Here is a 19,149-nt window from a genome sequence, read left to right as displayed (position 1 = left end):
TTTCATGAAGATCAAGAGCGTCTTTCCCGGCAATCCGTGAAGAACCAAAAAAAAGACCCCGCGTAACCGCGAGGCCTGATTCAGGCTGGACGATGCATTATTACCAGCCGTGACGGTAGTAGCCATGGGGCGGGCCATAGTAGTAGCCACGCGGTGGGCCGTAATAAACCGGTGCCGGGCGGTAATACACCTGCTGTTGTACATAAACCGGTGGCGGCGGCGCGTAGTAAACCGGCGGCGGTGCGGCGTAGACAGGCTGGGGCTGCACATACACCGGTTGCTGCACATAGACTTCACGGGGTTGGCTGGCAACCACGGAGCCCACCACGGCGGCGCCGACCAACGCACCCAAGGCGGCCGGACCAGCCCATCCACCACCGTGGGCGGAAGCTTGGCCTGCCATAGCGAGTGCACCCACCAGCAGGGCGATCTTGGGGATTGTACGAATCATGGTCATTCCTCGGTTAGCCCCAGCGCTCGTGTCCTGCCTTCAATGGACTCAAGTCATGTCGCGGGGATACTTTTAAGACAACGTATTTCTAAAAAACAGCACGGCCGCTAGGTAAAGGTTGTGTAAGGTCTGTACCGATTTGCTTACTCAAAGGAGTTTTCCATGCAGATGCACCCCAACAAGGACACCCAGCTGTGCATGTCACTGTCGGCGCGCCCCGGTAATTTCGGCTTGCGATTTCATAACCATCTGTACGAACAGTTGGGTCTGAATTTCTACTATAAGGCCTTCAGCAGCCAGGATTTGCCCGGCGCGATCAGCGGCATTCGGGCGCTGGGCATCCGTGGATGCGGTGTGTCCATGCCATTCAAGGAGGCGGCCATTGCCTTGGTGGACGAACTCGACGATTCGGTTCAAGCCATTGATTCGTTGAACACCATCGTCAACGCCAACGGCCATCTCAAGGCTTACAACACCGACTACATCGCCGTCGAACAACTGCTGAAAAAGCACGCGGTTCCACAGGATTCGACCTTCGCCCTGCGCGGCAGCGGCGGAATGGCCAAGGCCGTGGCGAGTGCTTTGCGTGACGGTGGCTATGCCAACGGTGTGATCGTGGCACGTAATGAGAGGGCGGGGCGAGCACTGGCCCATCACCTGGGGTATGCCTGGCAGGCAGATATGGCCGACCTTCGCCCGGACATGCTGATCAACGTTACCCCCATCGGCATGACTGGCGGCGCTGAGGCGGATGCGTTGGCGTTTGACGCAGACATTGTCGAGACTGCGCGGACTGTCTTCGATGTGGTGGCGATTCCAGCCGAAACACCCTTGATCGTGCATGCACGAAGCCAAGGCAAACAGGTGATTACCGGGTTGGAGGTGATCGCCATTCAGGCGCTGGAACAGTTCGTGCTCTATACCGGTGTGCGGCCTACCCAGGAACAGTTCGAAAAAGCCGTGGCGTTTGCCCGTCTCTAAAGCTCGGTCAGGCGATGAGGGTATTGACCGACTCACCGCCATCAGGAACCACCCCCCGACTCAACTTTTACGGGGTCAAGCCTGTTCCAACTGCGCCAAGCGTTCTTCCAGCGCGGCGATTCGCGCTTCCAGCTCTTCCATACGTTCGGCCGACACCCCGGCGGCGCCACGCTCCACCGGGGTGCCGCGCGCGGAGATAATCGCTTCGATATCCGCCGGATCACCCAGCGCATGGGTGTAACGGTCTTCCCGCTGCCCCGCCTGGCGCGGCACCAGTACCGCCAGCCCGCGCGCGATGAGACGTTCGAGCTGGTGCACGACCTGTTCGGCGTCCTCGAAATCGTGCATGCGCCCGCTGCGGGTCAGCAACTCACTCACCGTCTGCGGGCCGCGCAGGAACAGCAGCCCGATCAGAATCACCTGGGCCGGCACCAGTTCCAGCGCCTTGTCCACCCGGTGCTCCCAGCGGTCGGCACGGCTGCCCATCACCAGGCGGGTAAAACCCTGGCCTTCCAGCGCACGCAGGCTCTGGCCCACCTGACCCTGGCTGAGGTTCATCACCGGTTCGCGGCTGGTTTTCTGGTTGCAGGCCAGTACCAGGGCGTTAAGGGTCAGCGGGTAGGTTTCCGGGTTGGTCGCCTGTTTCTCGATCAGGCAGCCCAGGACGCGTATTTCCGTGCTGTTCAGGCGCGGCTCGGGGGTATCGGTGTCGTGCTCGGCGGTCATCGCGCGTTCCCTATGCAGTGAAGGCCATTAGCCTATCCCTGAAAAAATAAAAGACAAGCAGCGGGCATGGCTATAATCGCCGCTGGTTGCAACCCTGCCATTACCGATGAGACTGCCATGACTATTTCCCTGTACGCCGCCTCCGTCCCTGTGTTCAAGCAAATGCTCAACGCCCTGAGCGATGTGCTGAACAAGGCCGAAGCCCACGCTGCTGCCAAGAACATCGAGCCCAATGCCTTGCTGCAGGCGCGTCTGTTTCCCGATATGTTCCCACTGGTGCGCCAGGTGCAGATCGCCGTTGACTTCGCCAAGGGCGTTTCCGCGCGCCTGGCCGAGATCGAAGTGCCTAAATATGACGACAGCGAAGTGACCTTCGCCGACCTGCAGGCGCTGATCGCCAAGGTGCTGGCCTTTATCGACACCCTCAAGCCCGAGCAGATCGACGGCAAGGAAGGCATCGAAATCGTCACCCGCCCAGGTACACCTAAAGAGAAGCGCTTCAGCGGCCAGTCCTACCTGCTGACCTACGGCCTGCCGCAGTTCTTCTTCCACGTCACCACCGCGTACGCGTTGCTGCGTCACAACGGTGTGGAAGTGGGCAAGCGCGATTACATGGGCGCCTTCTAAGCCTGTAAAAAAGCCTGGCGACGCTCTTCAATGAACGCCGCCGGGCTTTTTTTCGCGTGGTATTTACACCGGCTGGTCTTGCTTGCCCAGACAGGCAGCCGCGGTGAACAGCACATCGGTGGACGAATTCAGCGCGGTCTCAGCCGAATCCTGCAGCACACCGATGATGAAACCTACGGCCACCACCTGCATGGCGATCTCACTCGGAATGCCGAACAGGCTGCACGCCAGGGGAATCAGCAACAAAGAACCGCCGGCCACGCCCGAGGCGCCGCAGGCGCAAATAGCCGCGACCACACTGAGCAACACGGCGGTCGGCAGGTCGACACTGATGCCCAGGGTGTGCACGGCGGCCAGGGTCAGCACGGTGATGGTAATCGCGGCGCCGGCCATGTTGATGGTGGCGCCCAGCGGGATCGACACCGAGTAGGTGTCTTCATGCAGGCCCAGCCGCTCGCTCAGCGCGAGGTTGACCGGGATGTTCGCCGCCGAGCTGCGGGTGAAGAATGCGGTGATGCCGCTTTCGCGCAGGCACAGCAGCACCAGCGGATACGGATTGCGCCGCAGCTTCCAGAACACGATGGCCGGGTTGATCACCAGCGCCACAAACAGCATGCAGCCGATCAGCACCATCAGCAGGTGCGCGTAGCCGAGCAGGGCACCGAAACCGGAGGTGGCCAGGGTCGAGGCCACCAGGCCGAAGATACCCAGCGGGGCGAAGCGAATCACCACGCGCACGATCAACGTCACGCCGTTGGAGAGGTCATCGAGCACGGTGCGGGTGGTTTCGCCGGCATGCCGGATGGCCACGCCCATGCCGATGGCCCAGGCCAGGATGCCGATGAAGTTGGCGTTCATCAGCGCACTCACCGGGTTGTCCACCACGCTCAACAGCAGGCTTTGCAGCACTTCGCCGATGCCGCCGGGTGCGCTCACGGTGGCGTCATGGGTGGCGAGCACCAACGATGACGGGAACCACATGCTGGCAATCACCGCGACCACGGCAGCAGCAAACGTGCCCAGCAAATACAGAAACAGGATCGGCTTGATATGGGTTTCCTGGCCGTGCTTGTGGTTGGCAATCGAGGCCATCACCAGCACAAACACCAGGATCGGCGCCACGGCCTTGAGCGCAGTCACAAACACTTTGCCGATAAACCCGGTGGCTTTGGCCGCCTCCGGCAGCAGCAAAGCCAGGAGAATACCGGCGATCAAACCGATGACGATTTGCGTGACCAGGCTGACGCGGGTCAGGCGTTGAAGAAGGGAAGGGGCAGCAGTCATAAGCAGGTTGTCTCTGGTTTTTTTAAGTGCGCAGCCCAGCGATCAGAAAGGGCTGTAGGAAGCAGGTCGCGGAGTCTAGCATGCCGTGGCCCGCGCTCCGGCGGCTGTGGCATCGGGTCGCCGGGGTTCGCCTGGGCCGTCAGAGCAGGGCGGTAAACAATTCGCGCCGTGCGCCTTCGGTAATCGCCACGATGCCGGGGTGCTTGACCTTGCGCTCCACCGAGATGGCGTAGAACGACTCGGTGACTGCGTCGGTCTGGCCAATCAGCGCTACGCCGTACTGGCGCACCACCTCGTCGGCAATCACGCTGGGGGCGATGAAAATCCCGCTGCCGGACTGACCAAACGCCTGCATCAAGGCGCTGTCGTCGAACTCGCCGATGATCTTCGGCTGGATCTGCTGCTCGGCGAACCAGCGCTGCAAGCGGCTGCGGACCACGGTTTCCGCGCCGGGGATGAGCAGCGGTGCGCCGTGCAGGCAGTGTGGGAATGTTCCGGCATGCCGGTCGGCCAATTCCTGGGTGGCGAAGAAACTGATGCCGCATTCTCCCAGTTTCTGGCTGTAGCCTTTGATATCCAGATGCGTGGGCATGGGGCTGTCGGAAATCACCAGGTCCAGGCGCTGGATCGCCAGGTCCGCCAGCAGCCGTTCGAGTTTGTCCTCGCGGCAAGTAATGCGCAGCGGCTCGCTCAATTCCATGGTGGGTGCGATCAGCCGGTAGACGATGGACTTGGGCACCACATCCGCCACCCCGACGCGGAACACAATCTGCTGCTCCTTGGGCTGCGCGCGCAGCATGGCCTCCAGTTCATTGCCGGTCTGAAACATCTGCTCGGCGTAGGGCAACGCCTGGCGGCCGGCTTCGGTCAGTTCGAGCTGACGGCCGACCCGCTGAAACAGCGCGATACCGAAGGTTTGCTCGAGCAGGCTGAGCTGGCCGCTGATGGTCTGCGGCGTCAGGTTCAGCTGCTCGCAGGCGCGCACGATGCTGCCGGTCTTGGCCACAACCCAGAAGTAGTGCAGTTGTCGGTAATTGAGCATGGTCAGCCGTCACTTCGTAAAAGTCGAAGTATATGCCAGAAAAATACGAATTTTCCTGAACTGTTCGTCTGCATAGAATGCGTCGCTATCGCGGGGCCACTAGTAGAGCCTCAATGTTCTAACGAGGGATACAGCATGACACTCAAATCTTTCGGCGCGGCCTCGTTGCTTGCGCTTTCATTGGTGGTGGTCAGCGGTTGTGATCAGGTCGAAAAAAGCGCGCAGCAAGTGATCGGCAAGGCCTCGGAATCGGCCAAGCAGGCAATTGATGACACCCAGAAAGCCGCTGAGCAGGCGCTGAGTGAAGCCACCCAAGGCCTGATCACCCCTCGCCAGAAGGACGATCAGGCCGATAAAGAGGCTGAATCGAACAATCAAGAAACTTAATTCTCCAGCACACCACCAGGACTGACCTATGGATTACCTTGTACAACTGGCCGCCAGCCCCACCGCGTGGATTGCCCTGGCGACTCTGATCGTGATGGAAATCGTGCTGGGCATCGATAACCTGATCTTTATTTCGATCCTCACCAATAAATTGCCGGAAAAACACCGGGCCAAGGCGCGGCGCATCGGCATCAGCATGGCGCTGGTTCTGCGCCTGGGCCTATTGAGCACCATCGCCTTCATCGTGCAGCTCACCGCGCCGGTGTTCGAAGTATTCGGCCAGGCGTTCTCCTGGAAGGACATGATCCTGATCGCCGGTGGCCTGTTCCTGGTGTGGAAGGCCACCACCGAGATCCATCACAGCATGGACCCTGAGCCCGAAGAGAAAGAGAGCACCAGTAACGCCGTGAGCATCGGCTTTGCCGCGGCCATCGGGCAGATCCTGTTGCTGGACCTGGTGTTTTCCATCGACAGCATCATCACGGCCGTGGGCATGACCGAGCACTTGCCGATCATGATCATTGCCGTGGTGACCTCGGTGATTGTGATGCTGGTCGCGGCCGAACCGCTGGCCAAGTTCATCAACGACAACCCGACCGTGGTGATGCTGGCCCTGGGCTTCCTGATCATGATCGGCATGACCCTGATCGCCGAAGGCTTTGGCGCCCATGTGCCCAAAGGCTACGTGTACGCGGCCATGGCATTCTCGGCGGCCATTGAGTGCCTGAACATCGCCCGGCGCAACCGCCACAAGCGTTTGCTCGCCGCGCGCCGGTAAACCCTGAAACAAACCGGCCGGCTGCGCTCATAAGAGCCCAGCCGGCCTTTTGCTGTCTGCTAGAATCGGCGCACTTGATAGCTTGAGGTCCAGCATGAACGAGCCGATTCGCCTTACCCAGTACAGCCACGGCGCGGGTTGTGGCTGCAAGATTTCGCCCCAGGTTTTGGAAGTGATCCTCGCCGGCAGCGGCGCACAGAACCTCGACCCCAACCTGTGGGTGGGCAATGCCTCGCGGGACGACGCGGCGGTGTATGCCATCGACGACGAGCGCGGCGTGGTCTCCACTACCGACTTTTTCATGCCGATCGTCGATGATCCCTTCGATTTCGGCCGGATTGCCGCCACAAACGCCATCAGCGACATCTACGCCATGGGCGGCGATCCATTGATGGCCATTGCGATCCTGGGCTGGCCGGTAAATGTGCTGGCACCGGAAGTGGCCCGTGAAGTCATCCGCGGCGGCCGCTCGGTGTGCGATGCAGCGGGCATCCCCTTGGCGGGCGGGCATTCGATTGACGCGCCGGAGCCTATTTTCGGCCTGGCCGTGACCGGTATCGTGCAAAAGCGCCATATGAAGCGCAACGATACCGCCACCGCCGGCTGCAAGCTCTACCTGACCAAACCCCTGGGCATCGGCATCCTTACCACCGCCGAGAAGAAGGGCAAGTTGCGCGAGGCCGACATTGGCCTGGCTCGCGACTGGATGTGTACCCTCAACAAGCCCGGCAGTCGCTTCGGTAAATTGGCCGGCGTCACGGCCATGACCGATGTCACCGGTTTCGGTCTGCTGGGGCATCTGGTGGAAATGGCGGACGGCAGCGGCCTGACGGCACGCATCGAATACGCCAAGGTCCCACGCCTGCCGGGGATTGAGGACTACCTTGAGCAGGGCTGTATGCCCGGCGGCACTTTGCGCAATTTCGACAGCTATGCCAGTAAGCTCGGGCGTCTGCAGGAATTGCACAAGCGCGTGCTGTGCGACCCGCAGACCAGCGGCGGCCTGCTGATCGCGGTCACTCCTGAAGGCGACGCCCAATTCCACGCCGTGGCCGCTGAACTGGGCCTGAGCCTGGCGCCCATCGGTGAACTGGTCGAGCGACAGACCCACGCGGTAGAGGTGGCTTGATGGCAACTGACGTCACCGACTATCGCAGCATTTTCCTCAACGACCGGCCGATGATGGATACCCGTGCGCCGGTCGAGTTCGTCAAAGGCGCCTTCCCCGGCGTCGTCAACCTGCCGCTGATGACCGATGACGAACGCCAGCGTGTCGGCACCTGCTACAAGCAGCAAGGCCAGCAGGCCGCCATTGTCCTGGGGCATGAACTGGTGTCCGGGGCGATCAAGGCCGAGCGCATCGAACGCTGGGCACAGTTCGCCCAGGCTCACCCTGATGGCTATCTGTATTGCTTTCGTGGCGGGCTGCGCTCGCAGATCGTGCAACAGTGGCTCAAGACGGAGGCCGGTATCGACTACCCCCGCGTCGGCGGCGGCTACAAGGCCATGCGCACGTTTTTGCTCGATACCCTGGAACACGCCACCCAACAGTGTGATTTCGTGCTGCTTGGCGGCATGACCGGCACCGGCAAGACCGAAGTCCTCGGCCACTTGCGCAATGCCCTGGACCTGGAAGGCCACGCCAACCATCGCGGTTCCAGCTTCGGCAAGCGCGCCACGGCGCAACCGTCCAATATCGACTTCGAAAACCGCCTGGCCGTGGACCTGCTGAAAAAACGCGCGGCCGGCATCGAGCAGTTTGTGGTCGAGGACGAAAGCCGCATGATCGGCAGCTGCGCGCTGCCATTGCCATTGCACAAAGGCATGCAGACGTTTCCGATGGTGTGGCTGGAAGACAGCCTTGAAGGGCGCGTCGAACGCATCCTGCGCGATTACGTGGTCGACCTGTGTGCCGAGTTCATCGCCACGTTTGGCGAACAGGGCCAGGCGTTGTTCGGCGAGCGGCTGACCCAGAGCCTGGCCAATATCCACAAGCGCCTGGGCGGCGAACGGTTCCAACGCTTGCAGGTGATCCTGCAGGACGCCCTGGCCGAACAGGCGCGCAGCGGCGCCGTGGACCTGCACCGGGGCTGGATCGAAGGCCTGCTGCGTGAGTACTACGACCCGATGTACGCTTTCCAGCGCGAAAGCAAAGGCGCCCGCATCGAGTTCGCGGGCGAGCAGGGCGCCGTGGTGGAGTATTTGCGCGAGCGGAGTACGCGGCGCGAGTGAGGGCGATACCGGGGCCTATCGCGCTGCGTTGCCTGTGGCAGGGGGCTTGCCCCCGATAGCGCCCTCAGCCCCCCGCCGCGTGTTTAAAGCACCACCACCGCAATCAACCCGCACACCACGCCCATCAGCATGGTCAGCCCAGCTACCGTCACCAGCACCCGCGCGTCGAAATCCTTGCGCAGCATCAGCAGCGACGGCAGGCTCACGCTCGGCAACGTCATCAACAAGGCCACGGCCGGGCCGGTGCCCATGCCCAGGGTCATCATGGTTTGTACGATAGGGATCTCGGCCGCCGTAGGAATCACGAACAATGTGCCGACGATCGCCAGCGGCACCAGCCACACCAGGCTGTTGGCCATGGCCCCGTCCACATGAGGGAACAGCCATACCCGCGCGGCACCGAGGATCAGCACAGCCAGGATGTAAACCGGAATGGTGCTCCAGAACAACTGCCACAACGTCCGCATCCAGCGGCTGAAAAAGGGTTGGGCTTCGACCTGACTCACATCGGCCACCGCTTCCAGCGCGGCGTCCGGCACCTGATCGGGGCGGGCGATGCGCTGGGCTACCAGCGACACGCCCACCACCAGCACAATACCCGCCACCAGGCGCAGCGCGGTAAACCCCCAGCCCAGCACAAAGCCCATGAACACCAGGGTCGCCGGGTTCAGCACCGGGTTGGCAATCCAGAACGCCAGCGCCGCGCCCACCGACACTTGTTGCCGGCGCATGCTCGCCGCCACCGGCGCCGCGCAGCAGCTGCACATCATCCCCGGCAAGGCAAACAGACCGCCGCGTACGGTTGAGCCCAACCCGGCCCGACCGAACAGGCGCAGCAACCAGTCACGCGGGATCAGCACCTGCAGCAGCGAGCCGAGAATCACCGCCAGCACGGCGGCTTTCCAGATCGCCAGGAAATACACCTGGGCGTAGGCCAGCGCCGCCGCCAGGGGCGAGCTTTGCTGATCATTGAGAATCGAGGCGCCGATGCTGTGGTTGTCGGCGGCCACAAACGCCTTCACATAGTAGGGCGACCACTTTACGTAGTAGAGGCCGACACAGGCCACCAGCAGGAACAGCGCCGGTTTCCACCAGAACGACCAGCCCCGGACGGGCTGGGTGGAGAGAAGGTTGGACATGGGGATGATCCACAGATGAGACGATAGCCGCGCATCATACGCTGTCAGCTGTCGGCGCTCACCTGTGTCGGTTCCGGGCAAGCCTGATCGCCGTCGTTCAGGCCCTGCTGGTAGTTGCGGCTCAACAGCGAAGCCTTGCCGTTGTGCCAGGTCAGCGTCAGCACATAGAGAGTGTCGTAGTCGCTGCCGGACCAATCATCGGTGATGGTGTGTTTCTCGCCCGACGCCTCACTCGCCACCTTGTTGATCAACTCCGGCAGATAGCCATGGGACCAGGCGGTGTAGATGGTGGCGTTGTGGTATTTGTCTTCGACCAACTCATCGGCCAGGTCGCTGGTGTCATTGGCCGAGAAGTTGATGTTGACTGGCAGGCCGAGCTTGATGGCGCTGGGGCTGATGGTCATCAGGGGACGAATGTAGCTGTAGGAATTGTCCCGCTCGCCTTCCTCGACATTGCGCGTTGGGTTGGGAGCGAACACAAAATTGGCCGGGCCGAATTTTTCCGGCAACACGGTAGCCAGGTTCATCGCGCGGTTCAAACCCTGGCAGTTGAGTTGGCCCAGGCCGCCGGCAGGTTTTTCGCCATGGCGCAGGAACACCAGGGTCTGTACGCCGTCCACCGGCTGGGCGCGACTTTGCGGCGCATCGAGGATGGCTAACGTTGCGCCGCTGACCAGCAGCATCGGCAACATCATGTAGGAATAGCGTTTGAGTCGTTGCACAAGGCGTAAAGGCTTGATCGTCATCAGTAGGTTCGAGTCTTCATGCGTCGCGTTAAGGCGGACAAGCCTGGCCCCAGTGACGCCGTTTGCGTCCTGCGGTGTTCCCTGTCGATATAGCCAGGTGCCTCCATTCACCGTGTGAGCGCTTTTAAGAGTGCAGCGGGGCGCATTGGTTCTCCTCGGCGGGATAATAGCCAGACGATGTTGCGCATTGATGACCCATGCACGACTGCGCGGGGATGACTATCATGGGGGCTTTCCGTCCCTGGGGCCGTCCCGATGAATGCACTTGCCGCTTTCCCGATCAACAGCAAATGGCCTGCCCGGCACCCTGAACGTCTGCAACTGTATTCGTTGCCTACGCCCAATGGCGTCAAAGTCTCGATCATGCTCGAAGAGCTGGGCCTGCCGTATGAAGCGCACAAGGTCAGTTTCGAGACTCAGGACCAACTGTCTCCCGAATTCCTGTCCCTGAACCCCAACAACAAGATCCCCGCGATCATCGACCCCAACGGCCCCGGCGGTCAGCCGCTGGCGTTGTTCGAGTCGGGGGCGATCCTGATTTACCTGGCGGAAAAAACCAGCCAGTTGCTCGCCGAAGACCCGGCCACCCGTTATGAAACGATCCAATGGCTGATGTTCCAGATGGGCGGCATCGGGCCGATGTTCGGTCAATTGGGGTTCTTCAACAAATTCGCCGGCAAGGACTACGAAGACAAACGCCCTCGGGACCGCTACGCCGCCGAGTCGCGGCGCCTGTTGCAGGTGCTGGAGAAACGCCTGCTGGGCCGCACCTGGATCATGGGCGACGACTACAGCATCGCCGACATCGCCACCTTCCCCTGGATTCGTAACCTGATCGGCTTTTATGAATCCGGCGATCTGGTCGCAATTGCGGACTTCCCCAACGTCCTGCGTGCGCTCGACGGTTTTGTCGCCCGCCCGGCCGTGATCCGTGGCCTGAATATTCCGAGCTGATCCATGCCGACTTTCGATTTCAAACAACTGGATGTATTCAGCAGCGTATCGCTCAAGGGCAACCCGCTGGCCGTCGTCCTCGGTGCCGACAGCCTCAGCGACCCACAGATGGCCGACTTCGCCAAGTGGACGAACCTCAGTGAAACCACGTTTTTGCTGACTCCGCGCGATCCTCGTGCTGACTACCGGGTGAGGATTTTTACGACGTTGCAGGAGTTGCCCTTCGCCGGTCATCCGACCCTGGGCAGTTGCCAGGCGTGGCTCCAGGCCGGAGGCAGGCCCAGGGGCGAGGAGATTATCCAGGAGTGTGAAATCGGCCTGGTGCGTATCCGTCGCCAAGGCGCCGAGCTGGCATTTATTGCGCCGCCATTGTTACGGTCAGGCACCGTGGACGCGGCGCTGCTTGAGCGGGTACGCCTGGGGTTGGGGCTGCCGCCGGACAGCATCGTGCGCAGCCAGTGGGTCGACAATGGCGCAGGGTGGCTTGCGGTCATGCTGGCTGATCGTGACCAGGTCCTGGCGTTGCAGCCGGACTATTCACAGCTATTGGGGTTGGCCGTCGGCGTGATCGCCCCCTGCGACCCGGCGCGCGACGATGTGGACGCGCAGTTCGAGGTGCGTGCCTTTGTCGCAGGCGATGGCGCCCAGGAAGATCCGGCCACCGGCAGCCTGAATGCCGGCGTTGCACAATGGCTGCTCGGCGAAGGGCTTGCGCCGCCGTGCTACATCGTCAGTCAAGGCACGGCCATGGGGCGCGCGGGGCGCATCCGGGTCGAGCGTCAAGGCGATGAAATCTGGATCGGCGGCGCCGTCGCCGTGTGCATCGAAGGGCGTCTACAGCTCTAGATCAATACATTATTGCGTGCCTCGCAATACACTGTTCGCCCCTTGGCGTTTGTGCTGCCGGGGCCGAGGGGCATAAGCTTTCGCCCCAAAGATCTCTGCCATTTTTTCAGGAAAGCCATGACCAGCCAGTTCCCCCAAGCCCGCCCACGCCGCCTGCGCCGCTCCCCGGAGCTGCGTGGTCTGTTCCAGGAAACCGAATTCACCCTCAACGATCTGGTGCTGCCGATTTTCGTCGAGGAAGAAATCGACGACTTCGTGCCGATCACCAGCATGCCGGGTGTGCAGCGCATCCCTGAGAAGAAACTGGCCGGCGAGATCGAGCGATTTGCCCGTGCCGGGATCAAGTCGGTGATGACCTTCGGCGTGTCCCACCACCTGGACGCCAGCGGCAGCGACACCTGGAAAGAGCGTGGCCTGGTCTCGCGCATGTCCTCGATCATCAAGGACGCTGTGCCGGAAATGGTGGTGATGTCCGACACCTGCTTCTGCGAATACACCGACCACGGCCACTGCGGCGTGATGCACGGTGCCCACGTCGACAACGACGCGACCCTGGTCAACCTCGGCAAACAAGCCGTGGCCGCCGCCCGTGCCGGTGCCGACGTGATTGCACCCTCGGCCGCCATGGACGGTCAGGTCCAGGCCATCCGCCGCGCCCTCGACGACGCCGGCTTCACCCACATCCCGATCATGGCGTACTCCACCAAATTCGCCTCGGCCCTCTACGGCCCATTCCGCGAAGCCGGTGGCAGCGCACTCAAGGGCGATCGCAAAAGCTACCAGATGAACCCCATGAACCGCCGCGAAGCGGTGCGCGAATCGCTGCTCGACGAACAGGAAGGCGCCGACGCGCTGATGGTCAAACCGGCCGGTGCCTACCTCGACATCATCCGCGACATCCGTGAAGCCTCGCGCCTGCCGGTGGCGGCGTATCAGGTGAGCGGTGAATACGCGATGATCAAGTTTGGGGCTCAGGCGGGGGCGATTGATGAGGATCGGGTCGTGCGCGAAACGTTAGGGTCGATCAAACGTGCGGGGGCGGATTTGATTTTTACGTACTTTGCGATGGATTTGGCGTTGGCGGGGATCTGAAGGCAACGCGAAACCTTTGTGGTGAGCAGGCTTGCCCTGCGCTGGGCTGCGTAGCAGCCCATGACTTGGAAATAGAAGGCTGATTTATTTAACGGTAAATAATATTGATAAAAGTTAAATAATTTTTTTATTGATTGTGCTATTTTTAAATTTTGTCGTTACTTAATACTACTGCAACATGTTTTAACCATGTTTTGCCATCGCTCCATTCGTTGAGGTAATAGTAGTAGCAACCCATCTCTGAGAATAAAAAATCTGCAAGTTTTTGCTCGGTTTTCTCGGTGGAAATCAGCCTTTCCAGTTCTCGTTGCACTATCGTTTTTGTCTCTTCAGAAGAATCAGAGATAAAGTAATTAATTACTTCATCCGCGCTTTTGTGATCATCAACCCAATCTTGATTGAAGTATCCAGCGAGAAATTGCTGTAGCTCAGGATAGTCTTGGTTCATGGATTCGGATAGCCTGTGTGAATACGGTAGCCATTGGGCATGGTTTCGTCTCTTCGAATAATTAAGTAAATCTCTTTTCCTGGAACAGGTGTTGTAGTGTTCTTTTTAAAACTGGTACCTATCGGTTCTTTGGAGTTCTGAATGATGAGCAGTTGGTTGTTGCTTTCTTTGAGAAAGTTTTTAATTTTATTTTTATTCTCGTTAATAACATTTGATATGGCGAGTTCCGCTGTGGCCCTATCGTGAAAAGTAGAGGCCGCAGGGATGTTTGGTTCCTGCCTCAAACGGTCAAGCAACTGTTCGTGAGTTCTACCAATATGCTTTTCCATCAGATGTCCTCCTGCGGCCTCATGTGCGACTAAACCTCCTCCTGGCACTATTACGCTATACGGCCCCTCAGGGCAGTTCGTTTTTTTACAGCTCAGCCCAAGCGGATCCACCCACCCGGTAGGGTTAGGCACATACCGATACCTATTAATCCCACCCGCCAACTTCACCGGGTCCGGCGTGAGGTAGCGACCAATATCCGGATTGTAGTAGCGATGGGGGTTGTAGTGCAGGCCGCTTTCTTCGTCGAAGTATTGGCCCTGGAAACGCAGTGGGTTGTCGAGTTTGCCTACGTCGAGGCGGTCGATTTCGCCGTAAGCGCTGTGGAACAGGCTTGCCCTGCGTAGCGAGCAAGCTCGCTACCGGTGAATGCGGCTTATCAGCAAGGGCGGTGTTGGTTTATAAGGTCAACTTGAGCGGGTGCGCTTTTTTGCATGTCAGTTACATTCGTATTGGCATGCGTATAAAGCGAAGTGATGGTCTTATTCGTTGTTTATGTAAAAGTGGACATCTTCAATGCCTATTTTTATAAATCGCATTTTAGAGGCCTCTATAATTTTTTGATTTTCGATGTTTGTATGGTAAATAAGTTGAGCTGCGGCATGTGTTTCAGCTTCGTAAAACCTGCATAACAGTACGTCGGATTGAGATTCCAAGAATGTGCTGATTTTTTCGGCATTAATATGCTTTTCAAATATTGTCATTTTTGACCAGAGATCTTCAATAGCAATTTCTGTCTTTTGGATGATTAAAATGACGTTGTGCGAGCCTTCAAATATTTGGTTGTCTATTTTTTCGGGGTCGCTAGGGAGGTTTTTGATGGTTGAGTAAATATTACTATTTTCATTTTTTTTGAAAATATCTCGATTTTTAAGTTTTTTGATAGCATCTTTTTTAAATAGATACTCTTCTGTTTTTGAATTAAATTCAGCCGTAAGCGCTGAATGCCATTCTCTTTTAATTGACCAGTTTTCTGACAGCTGCTCTATCACCGAACACCATGATCTCCAGACGCTGTCGAAGTTATGGCTTAATAGTGTCGTAGTGGTGAATTTGGCGTCATTTGTTGGGTGTGCACTTTCCCATGGTCTTATTCCGTGCTCATTTATATATACGGTCGTCATTTTATCTCTTGAAGTAAGTGTGTGAATTTTCGCCGATTTTTAACGGTACTTTTATATCGTGCACGGTATTTTTGGTATTGAAATGTGGTCCGTGATTACCTTCGGTATGTCCTAGAGAGTGCTCATGGATTCTAGTGAGGTGGTTTTTCTTCAAGCTGAAGACATACACACGCCCCATGATATGACGATCCTGATCACGGATGAGCTCCCGATATGTATCTATCGGCTGTGTATTTCGAGGTATGCCTCCTATCTCTTTTGCCCTTCTAAAAGCTCCGTTTCTCGACAGATTGGTATCTGAACCTTTGGGAGGCTCTGCATCTTTCTCACTGATCCTGACGTTTTCCGCCGGATCTGCTGCGCGGCTTTTCGGTTTGCATCCATCAGCGCCCGGACACCTACTCAACCCCAAGGGGTCTACCCACCCGGTAGGGTTAGGCACATACCGATACGCATTGATCCCACCCGCTAACTTCACCGGGTCCGGCGTCAGGTAGCGGCCGATATCCGGATTGTAGTAGCGATGGCGGTTGTAGTGCAGACCGCTTTCTTTGTCGAAGTATTGGCCCTGGAAGCGCAGCGGGTTGTCGAGGTTGCCTACGTCGAGGCGGGCGATTTCGCCGTAGGCGCGGTAGTGGGCGGACCAGGCGATATCGCCCTCGGGGGTGGTGAGTTCCTGGGGTGTACCGAGGTGGTCGAGTTGGTAGTGGTAGGGCGTTGTCTCTTTTGGGCCGAAGCCTTCCAGTAGGGCCAGCGGCCGAATGGAAGTTGGTTGCGGTCGGTCTAGTAGGGTGGGAGGCGCGAAGGCAGCGCCACGCCGTTACTCATATCCTACGAGACAGCCCTGTAGGCGTGCTCGGGCCTTGAGCCTATTGTTGTGGTGAGCAGGCTTGCCCTGCGCTGGGCTGCGTAGCAGCCCTAAACACAGACAGCACCGACACACCTGAAATACCCGCCATCCGGACTGGGCCACTGCGCGGCCCGGCGCGAGCAAGCTCGCTCATCACAGGCGTGGTCAGTGAGGTGGGGGGTGTTCTTACCATGTTGATGGGGCTTCTAGGTTGGCTTTTTGGAGGTCCTCTCTCCAGCTTTGATTTGCCAGCCTGTAAATATCCTCAAAAAAGCCTCTTGGGTTTTCCATATCGCTCCAGCCCCAAGGCAGTGCAGTAAAAACCAGGCGCCTGGCCCAATACTGTCGAAAAATCATAGGTGTCATCAGTGTTGATAATTCAAATCTGTGCTTTGTTTTCGCTTTATTTAGGCAGATGAATTACTTTCTCTGAGTTTTGAATTGGATGCTTTAATTGCATAAATATTTCTGGTGGGTTTTTATATTTTTGATTTTTATGGATTAAAGTTTTTTGGTTGTATTGCTTGGCTATGGATGTACGCATAAACGTCATTTTGATAAATTTCTTCAATTTTCATCTCTGTAATAATTTTGTTTAAAAGAGATAAATGCTCTGAGTGGCATATTATTTGTGCCGCGCCATATGTTTCTGTGTCGTAAAATCTAAAAGAGATAGAGTTTTTTTCGTTAAGTATTAATTTAAAGTCATCAGTGTTTGAAATATCTTTAAGGTTGCATAGTCGTTGCCACAACTCTTCAAAATTCACGCTGTTTTTTTGCGTTAATGTTATGGATGTTCGATAGTCGGTCATGCGCATGGGGTCTATGCACAAAACATTAGTGTCTAGTTGTACTATCTTAGAGTAAATGCCAGTTGACTCGTTTTTTCTGAAAATATCGCCTGGTTTAGCTTTTTTTGAAAATTCTTTTTTTGATACGTATTCTTGAGTCTTATTGAGGTAAGGAGTTAGTCTTGTGTGCCAGTGAACAAGGGTTTTAAATTCTTTTGTGAGCGGCGAGCTGAGCTCGCACCAGGTTTTCCAAGCACTTTCGTAATTTTGATTAAGTAGGGTTATTGTTACGTAGTTTTCATCCTTGCTCGCGTGCGGCTGGTCCCATGGATGGATGCCTATTTCCCTAATGAACACTGATTTCATATCTACCTCTTGAAGTAAGAGTGGTTGTCTGTGTTTTTTTTCATCGGTGTCTTTTTTCTTCGATGCTGATTTCTGTATTGAAATGTGGCCCAAGATTACCTTTTTTATGGCCGAGAGAGTGTTCGTGTATTTCAATTTTTCGTTCGTTTAACTCAATATATAAAGTCGACCCTCCGTATATTTGTCTTGATCTTTAATTTTTACCTTATTTATTTTTGGGGATGTTGCTGTCTTGGTACGTTACCTATTAAATTTGCTCTTTTAAATGCCCCATTTCTGGATAGCTCACTATCCGCTCCATAGCGCAGTGGCATTTCCAGATAGCGATTGGAATTCCACATGCACAGTGCCCTCGAAAGAAAATGCTTCGGTAATTCGTATTTTCATTTCATTTTTTCGGTAATAGAACTATGACAACTGTATTGTCCATGTTCATCGTGTTCTTTTAAGCTCAAGCATCCACTTTTTCTCATGGCAGCGGTGTTTGCTCGGCTTACTGTTCATCTCATGAGCGCCGTAGCGAATACTTCTTTCCGCGTCGCTAGCGCCCTGAGTGCTTAATTTATTAGTTTATTATTCATCACAATCAGTTTTGCCATATGTACCGAGCTGATGATGGGCGCTGCGGTCCTTGTCTATCTGAACTCCAAATAACGCTTTCGCCACTTGAACACAGTCGTTGTTGTGATCAGTAACTGTCCACAGATGGCAATGAGCGTCCCCCTTCGTGACACTAGGCGGGGGGTAGGGTGAGGGCACGAATTGGGGTTGGCTATGGGGGGTAGATGGTTCCTCAAGTTTAAATGCCTAGTGGTGGTCGTTCATATGTATCAGAAATGTGATGTGGCTGTCGGTTATTTAGTGCGAGTATCCAGCGGTCTCATCGGGGAGGGGCGCAAGTTTAATGTTCTGTAATTTTATTGAAATACCAAAAGCGTCTACTCCCTATTGGAATGACTTTTTATTATCGTTGCTAGAAATAGTAGTCGTCCGAACCATTGATGTAAACGCTGGGGCCGTTAAGTGAAACGAATTTGGCACTGAATGTTATTAATGCGCTTTTACTTTTTACTTGTAAATTAAAATTAGCGTTCTCGTTGTTGATTTCAAGGGCGAAAATTTCGTGGATGGGTAGGTTGTGTATTTTTAAATTACTAATTTCGTTGCAGTCAATCCCTATTCTGCATGTGTTGTAACCTTTGTTTTTCCATTTTTCTGGCAGGATATCCGGAAATTCAGGTATGTCGAAACCCAAGTTAATACTTGGCTGGTCATTTTCAATTCTTAATGAAAAAAGTGCTATCTTTCCAATTTCAACAGGCTTGCTAAAGATTTTGTTGAGGAAGGTGCTTCCATCTAGTTCGTTCCAATATTTCATTGCTATTTCCTGAAGGGATAGTGTTTTTTTGTTCCGGGGATATGGCCTTTTCGTGGTTTTTCGAATGGGCGTAAGTTGAAGTGAGCTGGGACGTCTCCAGTTCTATCCCGCCTGCCATGCTTATGTCCAGCAGAGTGATCTTGAATAATAACTTTAGTGCCGTCAGGTTTTGTGAATTGATAGACTCTAGTATCAATTGGTCGCCCGTTATCATCTAGCACTGTTTTTTGATTTAAATCTGTCATTTTTTCTATTCTGTATTGCGCAGCTTTTCCCGACTCCGGGTCTATAACCATATCAGGACTCTGCAGCATTGGGATGTCGGCGTCTCTCTTCGCCTGTCTGAACGCACCTCTGCGAGCAACGTCGGGTGCCTTTGGCTCGTTCGATGGCGTGCAAGCTGAATGTTTGCTTTCTCTCGGTGGGCAGTTAGTGTTTAGTCCTAGAGGATCCACCCATCCCGTCGGATTAGGCACATACCGATACCCATTGATCCCACCCGCTAACTTCACCGGGTCCGGCGTCAGGTAGCGACCAATATCCGGATTGTAGTAGCGATGGCGGTTGTAATGCAGACCGC

The 19,149-nt window shown here is 56.4% G+C and carries 21 protein-coding genes and 2 pseudogenes; 9 read left to right on the top strand and 14 right to left on the bottom strand.

All coding sequences use genetic code 11. From position 1 onward, the window contains the following. Positions 1–100: 100 nt before the first annotated feature. Positions 101–457 carry a hypothetical protein gene (locus QRN10_RS25170; RefSeq protein WP_181081390.1) on the bottom strand — a complete coding sequence of 119 codons (357 nt, stop codon included), beginning with the start codon at positions 455–457 and terminating at the stop codon, positions 101–103. A 156-nt stretch (positions 458–613) separates the two neighbouring features. Between QRN10_RS25170 and QRN10_RS25165 the strand changes: the two genes are divergently transcribed. Beyond that, on the top strand, positions 614–1,432 hold the full coding sequence (locus QRN10_RS25165) for a shikimate 5-dehydrogenase (protein WP_285429389.1): 819 nt from the start codon (positions 614–616) through the stop codon (positions 1,430–1,432). A 75-nt stretch (positions 1,433–1,507) separates the two neighbouring features. Here QRN10_RS25165 and QRN10_RS25160 read toward each other — a convergent pair whose 3' ends face one another. Next, positions 1,508–2,158, bottom strand: coding sequence for a YceH family protein (locus QRN10_RS25160; RefSeq protein WP_285429388.1), 651 nt, complete (start codon positions 2,156–2,158; stop codon positions 1,508–1,510). 117 nt (positions 2,159–2,275) lie between these two features. Here QRN10_RS25160 and QRN10_RS25155 point away from each other — a divergent pair, with 117 nt between their 5' ends. After that, on the top strand, positions 2,276–2,785 hold the full coding sequence (locus QRN10_RS25155) for a DUF1993 domain-containing protein (protein ID WP_181081393.1): 510 nt from the start codon (positions 2,276–2,278) through the stop codon (positions 2,783–2,785). 63 nt (positions 2,786–2,848) lie between these two features. On the opposite strand, the gene sstT is transcribed toward QRN10_RS25155, so the two are convergent. Further along, entirely contained in the window at positions 2,849–4,069 is a 1,221-nt protein-coding gene (gene sstT / locus QRN10_RS25150; RefSeq protein WP_253506426.1) for a serine/threonine transporter SstT, read from the bottom strand. Between the two features lie 139 nt (positions 4,070–4,208). Further along, on the bottom strand, positions 4,209–5,111 hold the full coding sequence (gene nhaR / locus QRN10_RS25145) for a transcriptional activator NhaR (RefSeq protein ID WP_266248778.1): 903 nt from the start codon (positions 5,109–5,111) through the stop codon (positions 4,209–4,211). Positions 5,112–5,246: 135 nt separating this feature from the next. Between nhaR and QRN10_RS25140 the strand changes: the two genes are divergently transcribed. The 4 genes from QRN10_RS25140 to mnmH all read left to right on the top strand — a co-directional run bounded on the left by QRN10_RS25140 (position 5,247) and on the right by mnmH (position 8,508). Next, positions 5,247–5,498, top strand: a complete 252-nt coding sequence (locus tag QRN10_RS25140) for a hypothetical protein (protein ID WP_181081397.1) — start codon at positions 5,247–5,249, stop codon at positions 5,496–5,498. 28 nt (positions 5,499–5,526) lie between these two features. After that, complete coding sequence (locus QRN10_RS25135; RefSeq protein WP_181081398.1) at positions 5,527–6,276, top strand: TerC family protein; 750 nt, start codon at positions 5,527–5,529, stop codon at positions 6,274–6,276. A gap of 94 nt (positions 6,277–6,370) precedes the next feature. Continuing rightward, the gene (gene selD, locus QRN10_RS25130; RefSeq protein ID WP_181081399.1) at positions 6,371–7,405 is read left to right on the top strand and encodes a selenide, water dikinase SelD; all 1,035 of its coding nucleotides are present in this window, start codon (positions 6,371–6,373) and stop codon (positions 7,403–7,405) included. Continuing rightward, positions 7,405–8,508, top strand: a complete 1,104-nt coding sequence (gene mnmH / locus QRN10_RS25125) for a tRNA 2-selenouridine(34) synthase MnmH (RefSeq protein WP_253506430.1) — start codon at positions 7,405–7,407, stop codon at positions 8,506–8,508. The genes selD and mnmH overlap by 1 nt, the downstream gene beginning before the upstream one ends. 83 nt (positions 8,509–8,591) lie before the next feature. Here mnmH and QRN10_RS25120 read toward each other — a convergent pair whose 3' ends face one another. Continuing rightward, a complete protein-coding gene (locus tag QRN10_RS25120) occupies positions 8,592–9,647 on the bottom strand; it encodes a permease (protein WP_181081401.1) in 1,056 nt (351 codons plus the stop codon). Between the two features lie 44 nt (positions 9,648–9,691). Further along, positions 9,692–10,393, bottom strand: a complete 702-nt coding sequence (locus tag QRN10_RS25115; RefSeq protein WP_285429387.1) for a histidine phosphatase family protein — start codon at positions 10,391–10,393, stop codon at positions 9,692–9,694. Positions 10,394–10,648: 255 nt separating this feature from the next. Here QRN10_RS25115 and QRN10_RS25110 point away from each other — a divergent pair, with 255 nt between their 5' ends. From QRN10_RS25110 to hemB, 3 genes are all read left to right on the top strand, one after another. Continuing rightward, on the top strand, positions 10,649–11,347 hold the full coding sequence (locus QRN10_RS25110; RefSeq protein WP_181081403.1) for a glutathione S-transferase N-terminal domain-containing protein: 699 nt from the start codon (positions 10,649–10,651) through the stop codon (positions 11,345–11,347). A 3-nt stretch (positions 11,348–11,350) separates the two neighbouring features. Further along, positions 11,351–12,193 carry a PhzF family phenazine biosynthesis protein gene (locus QRN10_RS25105; RefSeq protein ID WP_285429386.1) on the top strand — a complete coding sequence of 281 codons (843 nt, stop codon included), beginning with the start codon at positions 11,351–11,353 and terminating at the stop codon, positions 12,191–12,193. Positions 12,194–12,310: 117 nt separating this feature from the next. Next, complete coding sequence (hemB, locus tag QRN10_RS25100; protein ID WP_181081405.1) at positions 12,311–13,285, top strand: porphobilinogen synthase; 975 nt, start codon at positions 12,311–12,313, stop codon at positions 13,283–13,285. A gap of 145 nt (positions 13,286–13,430) precedes the next feature. On the opposite strand, the gene QRN10_RS25095 is transcribed toward hemB, so the two are convergent. From QRN10_RS25095 to QRN10_RS25060, 8 genes and pseudogenes are all read right to left on the bottom strand, one after another. Beyond that, on the bottom strand, positions 13,431–13,733 hold the full coding sequence (locus tag QRN10_RS25095) for a contact-dependent growth inhibition system immunity protein (RefSeq protein WP_285429385.1): 303 nt from the start codon (positions 13,731–13,733) through the stop codon (positions 13,431–13,433). Beyond that, positions 13,730–14,395: pseudogene (locus QRN10_RS25430) on the bottom strand (RNase A-like domain-containing protein); the annotation flags it as partial. The pseudogene QRN10_RS25430 and the gene QRN10_RS25095, both read right to left, overlap by 4 nt. 147 nt (positions 14,396–14,542) lie before the next feature. After that, entirely contained in the window at positions 14,543–15,184 is a 642-nt protein-coding gene (locus QRN10_RS25080; protein WP_285429384.1) for a hypothetical protein, read from the bottom strand. 1 nt (position 15,185) lies between these two features. After that, a pseudogene (locus QRN10_RS25075) lies at positions 15,186–15,959 on the bottom strand (RHS repeat-associated core domain-containing protein); the annotation flags it as partial. Positions 15,960–16,528: 569 nt separating this feature from the next. After that, positions 16,529–17,191, bottom strand: a complete 663-nt coding sequence (locus tag QRN10_RS25070) for a hypothetical protein (RefSeq protein WP_285429383.1) — start codon at positions 17,189–17,191, stop codon at positions 16,529–16,531. Between the two features lie 40 nt (positions 17,192–17,231). Then, entirely contained in the window at positions 17,232–17,348 is a 117-nt protein-coding gene (locus QRN10_RS25200) for an HNH/endonuclease VII fold putative polymorphic toxin (protein WP_350310270.1), read from the bottom strand. A gap of 816 nt (positions 17,349–18,164) precedes the next feature. After that, positions 18,165–18,569 (bottom strand): Imm50 family immunity protein, encoded by a 405-nt coding sequence (locus QRN10_RS25065; protein WP_285429382.1) that lies wholly within the window; start codon positions 18,567–18,569, stop codon positions 18,165–18,167. Positions 18,570–18,571: 2 nt separating this feature from the next. Next, positions 18,572–19,149, bottom strand: a 578-nt coding sequence (locus QRN10_RS25060; protein WP_285429381.1) for an HNH/endonuclease VII fold putative polymorphic toxin, incomplete at its 5' end; no start/stop codon positions are given.

The organism is Pseudomonas sp. lyk4-R2A-8 (assembly GCF_030209095.1).
Classification (GTDB): Bacteria; Pseudomonadota; Gammaproteobacteria; order Pseudomonadales; family Pseudomonadaceae; genus Aquipseudomonas; species Aquipseudomonas quebecensis.
The sequence above is the reverse complement of the archived record's forward strand: the minus strand, read 5'-3'. Positions and strand labels throughout refer to the sequence as shown.

Bases quoted from the DNA above. Each gene is read 5' to 3' on its own strand.
- QRN10_RS25170 (WP_181081390.1), bottom strand. From the start codon at position 457: ATGACCATGATTCGTACAATCCCCAAGATCGCCCTGCTGGTGGGTGCA.
- QRN10_RS25165 (WP_285429389.1), top strand. From the start codon at position 614: ATGCAGATGCACCCCAACAAGGACACCCAGCTGTGCATGTCACTGTCG.
- QRN10_RS25160 (WP_285429388.1), bottom strand. From the start codon at position 2,158: ATGACCGCCGAGCACGACACCGATACCCCCGAGCCGCGCCTGAACAGC.
- QRN10_RS25155 (WP_181081393.1), top strand. From the start codon at position 2,276: ATGACTATTTCCCTGTACGCCGCCTCCGTCCCTGTGTTCAAGCAAATG.
- sstT (WP_253506426.1), bottom strand. From the start codon at position 4,069: ATGACTGCTGCCCCTTCCCTTCTTCAACGCCTGACCCGCGTCAGCCTG.
- nhaR (WP_266248778.1), bottom strand. From the start codon at position 5,111: ATGCTCAATTACCGACAACTGCACTACTTCTGGGTTGTGGCCAAGACC.
- QRN10_RS25140 (WP_181081397.1), top strand. From the start codon at position 5,247: ATGACACTCAAATCTTTCGGCGCGGCCTCGTTGCTTGCGCTTTCATTG.
- QRN10_RS25135 (WP_181081398.1), top strand. From the start codon at position 5,527: ATGGATTACCTTGTACAACTGGCCGCCAGCCCCACCGCGTGGATTGCC.
- selD (WP_181081399.1), top strand. From the start codon at position 6,371: ATGAACGAGCCGATTCGCCTTACCCAGTACAGCCACGGCGCGGGTTGT.
- mnmH (WP_253506430.1), top strand. From the start codon at position 7,405: ATGGCAACTGACGTCACCGACTATCGCAGCATTTTCCTCAACGACCGG.
- QRN10_RS25120 (WP_181081401.1), bottom strand. From the start codon at position 9,647: ATGTCCAACCTTCTCTCCACCCAGCCCGTCCGGGGCTGGTCGTTCTGG.
- QRN10_RS25115 (WP_285429387.1), bottom strand. From the start codon at position 10,393: ATGACGATCAAGCCTTTACGCCTTGTGCAACGACTCAAACGCTATTCC.
- QRN10_RS25110 (WP_181081403.1), top strand. From the start codon at position 10,649: ATGAATGCACTTGCCGCTTTCCCGATCAACAGCAAATGGCCTGCCCGG.
- QRN10_RS25105 (WP_285429386.1), top strand. From the start codon at position 11,351: ATGCCGACTTTCGATTTCAAACAACTGGATGTATTCAGCAGCGTATCG.
- hemB (WP_181081405.1), top strand. From the start codon at position 12,311: ATGACCAGCCAGTTCCCCCAAGCCCGCCCACGCCGCCTGCGCCGCTCC.
- QRN10_RS25095 (WP_285429385.1), bottom strand. From the start codon at position 13,733: ATGAACCAAGACTATCCTGAGCTACAGCAATTTCTCGCTGGATACTTC.
- QRN10_RS25080 (WP_285429384.1), bottom strand. From the start codon at position 15,184: ATGACGACCGTATATATAAATGAGCACGGAATAAGACCATGGGAAAGT.
- QRN10_RS25070 (WP_285429383.1), bottom strand. From the start codon at position 17,191: ATGAAATCAGTGTTCATTAGGGAAATAGGCATCCATCCATGGGACCAG.
- QRN10_RS25065 (WP_285429382.1), bottom strand. From the start codon at position 18,569: ATGAAATATTGGAACGAACTAGATGGAAGCACCTTCCTCAACAAAATC.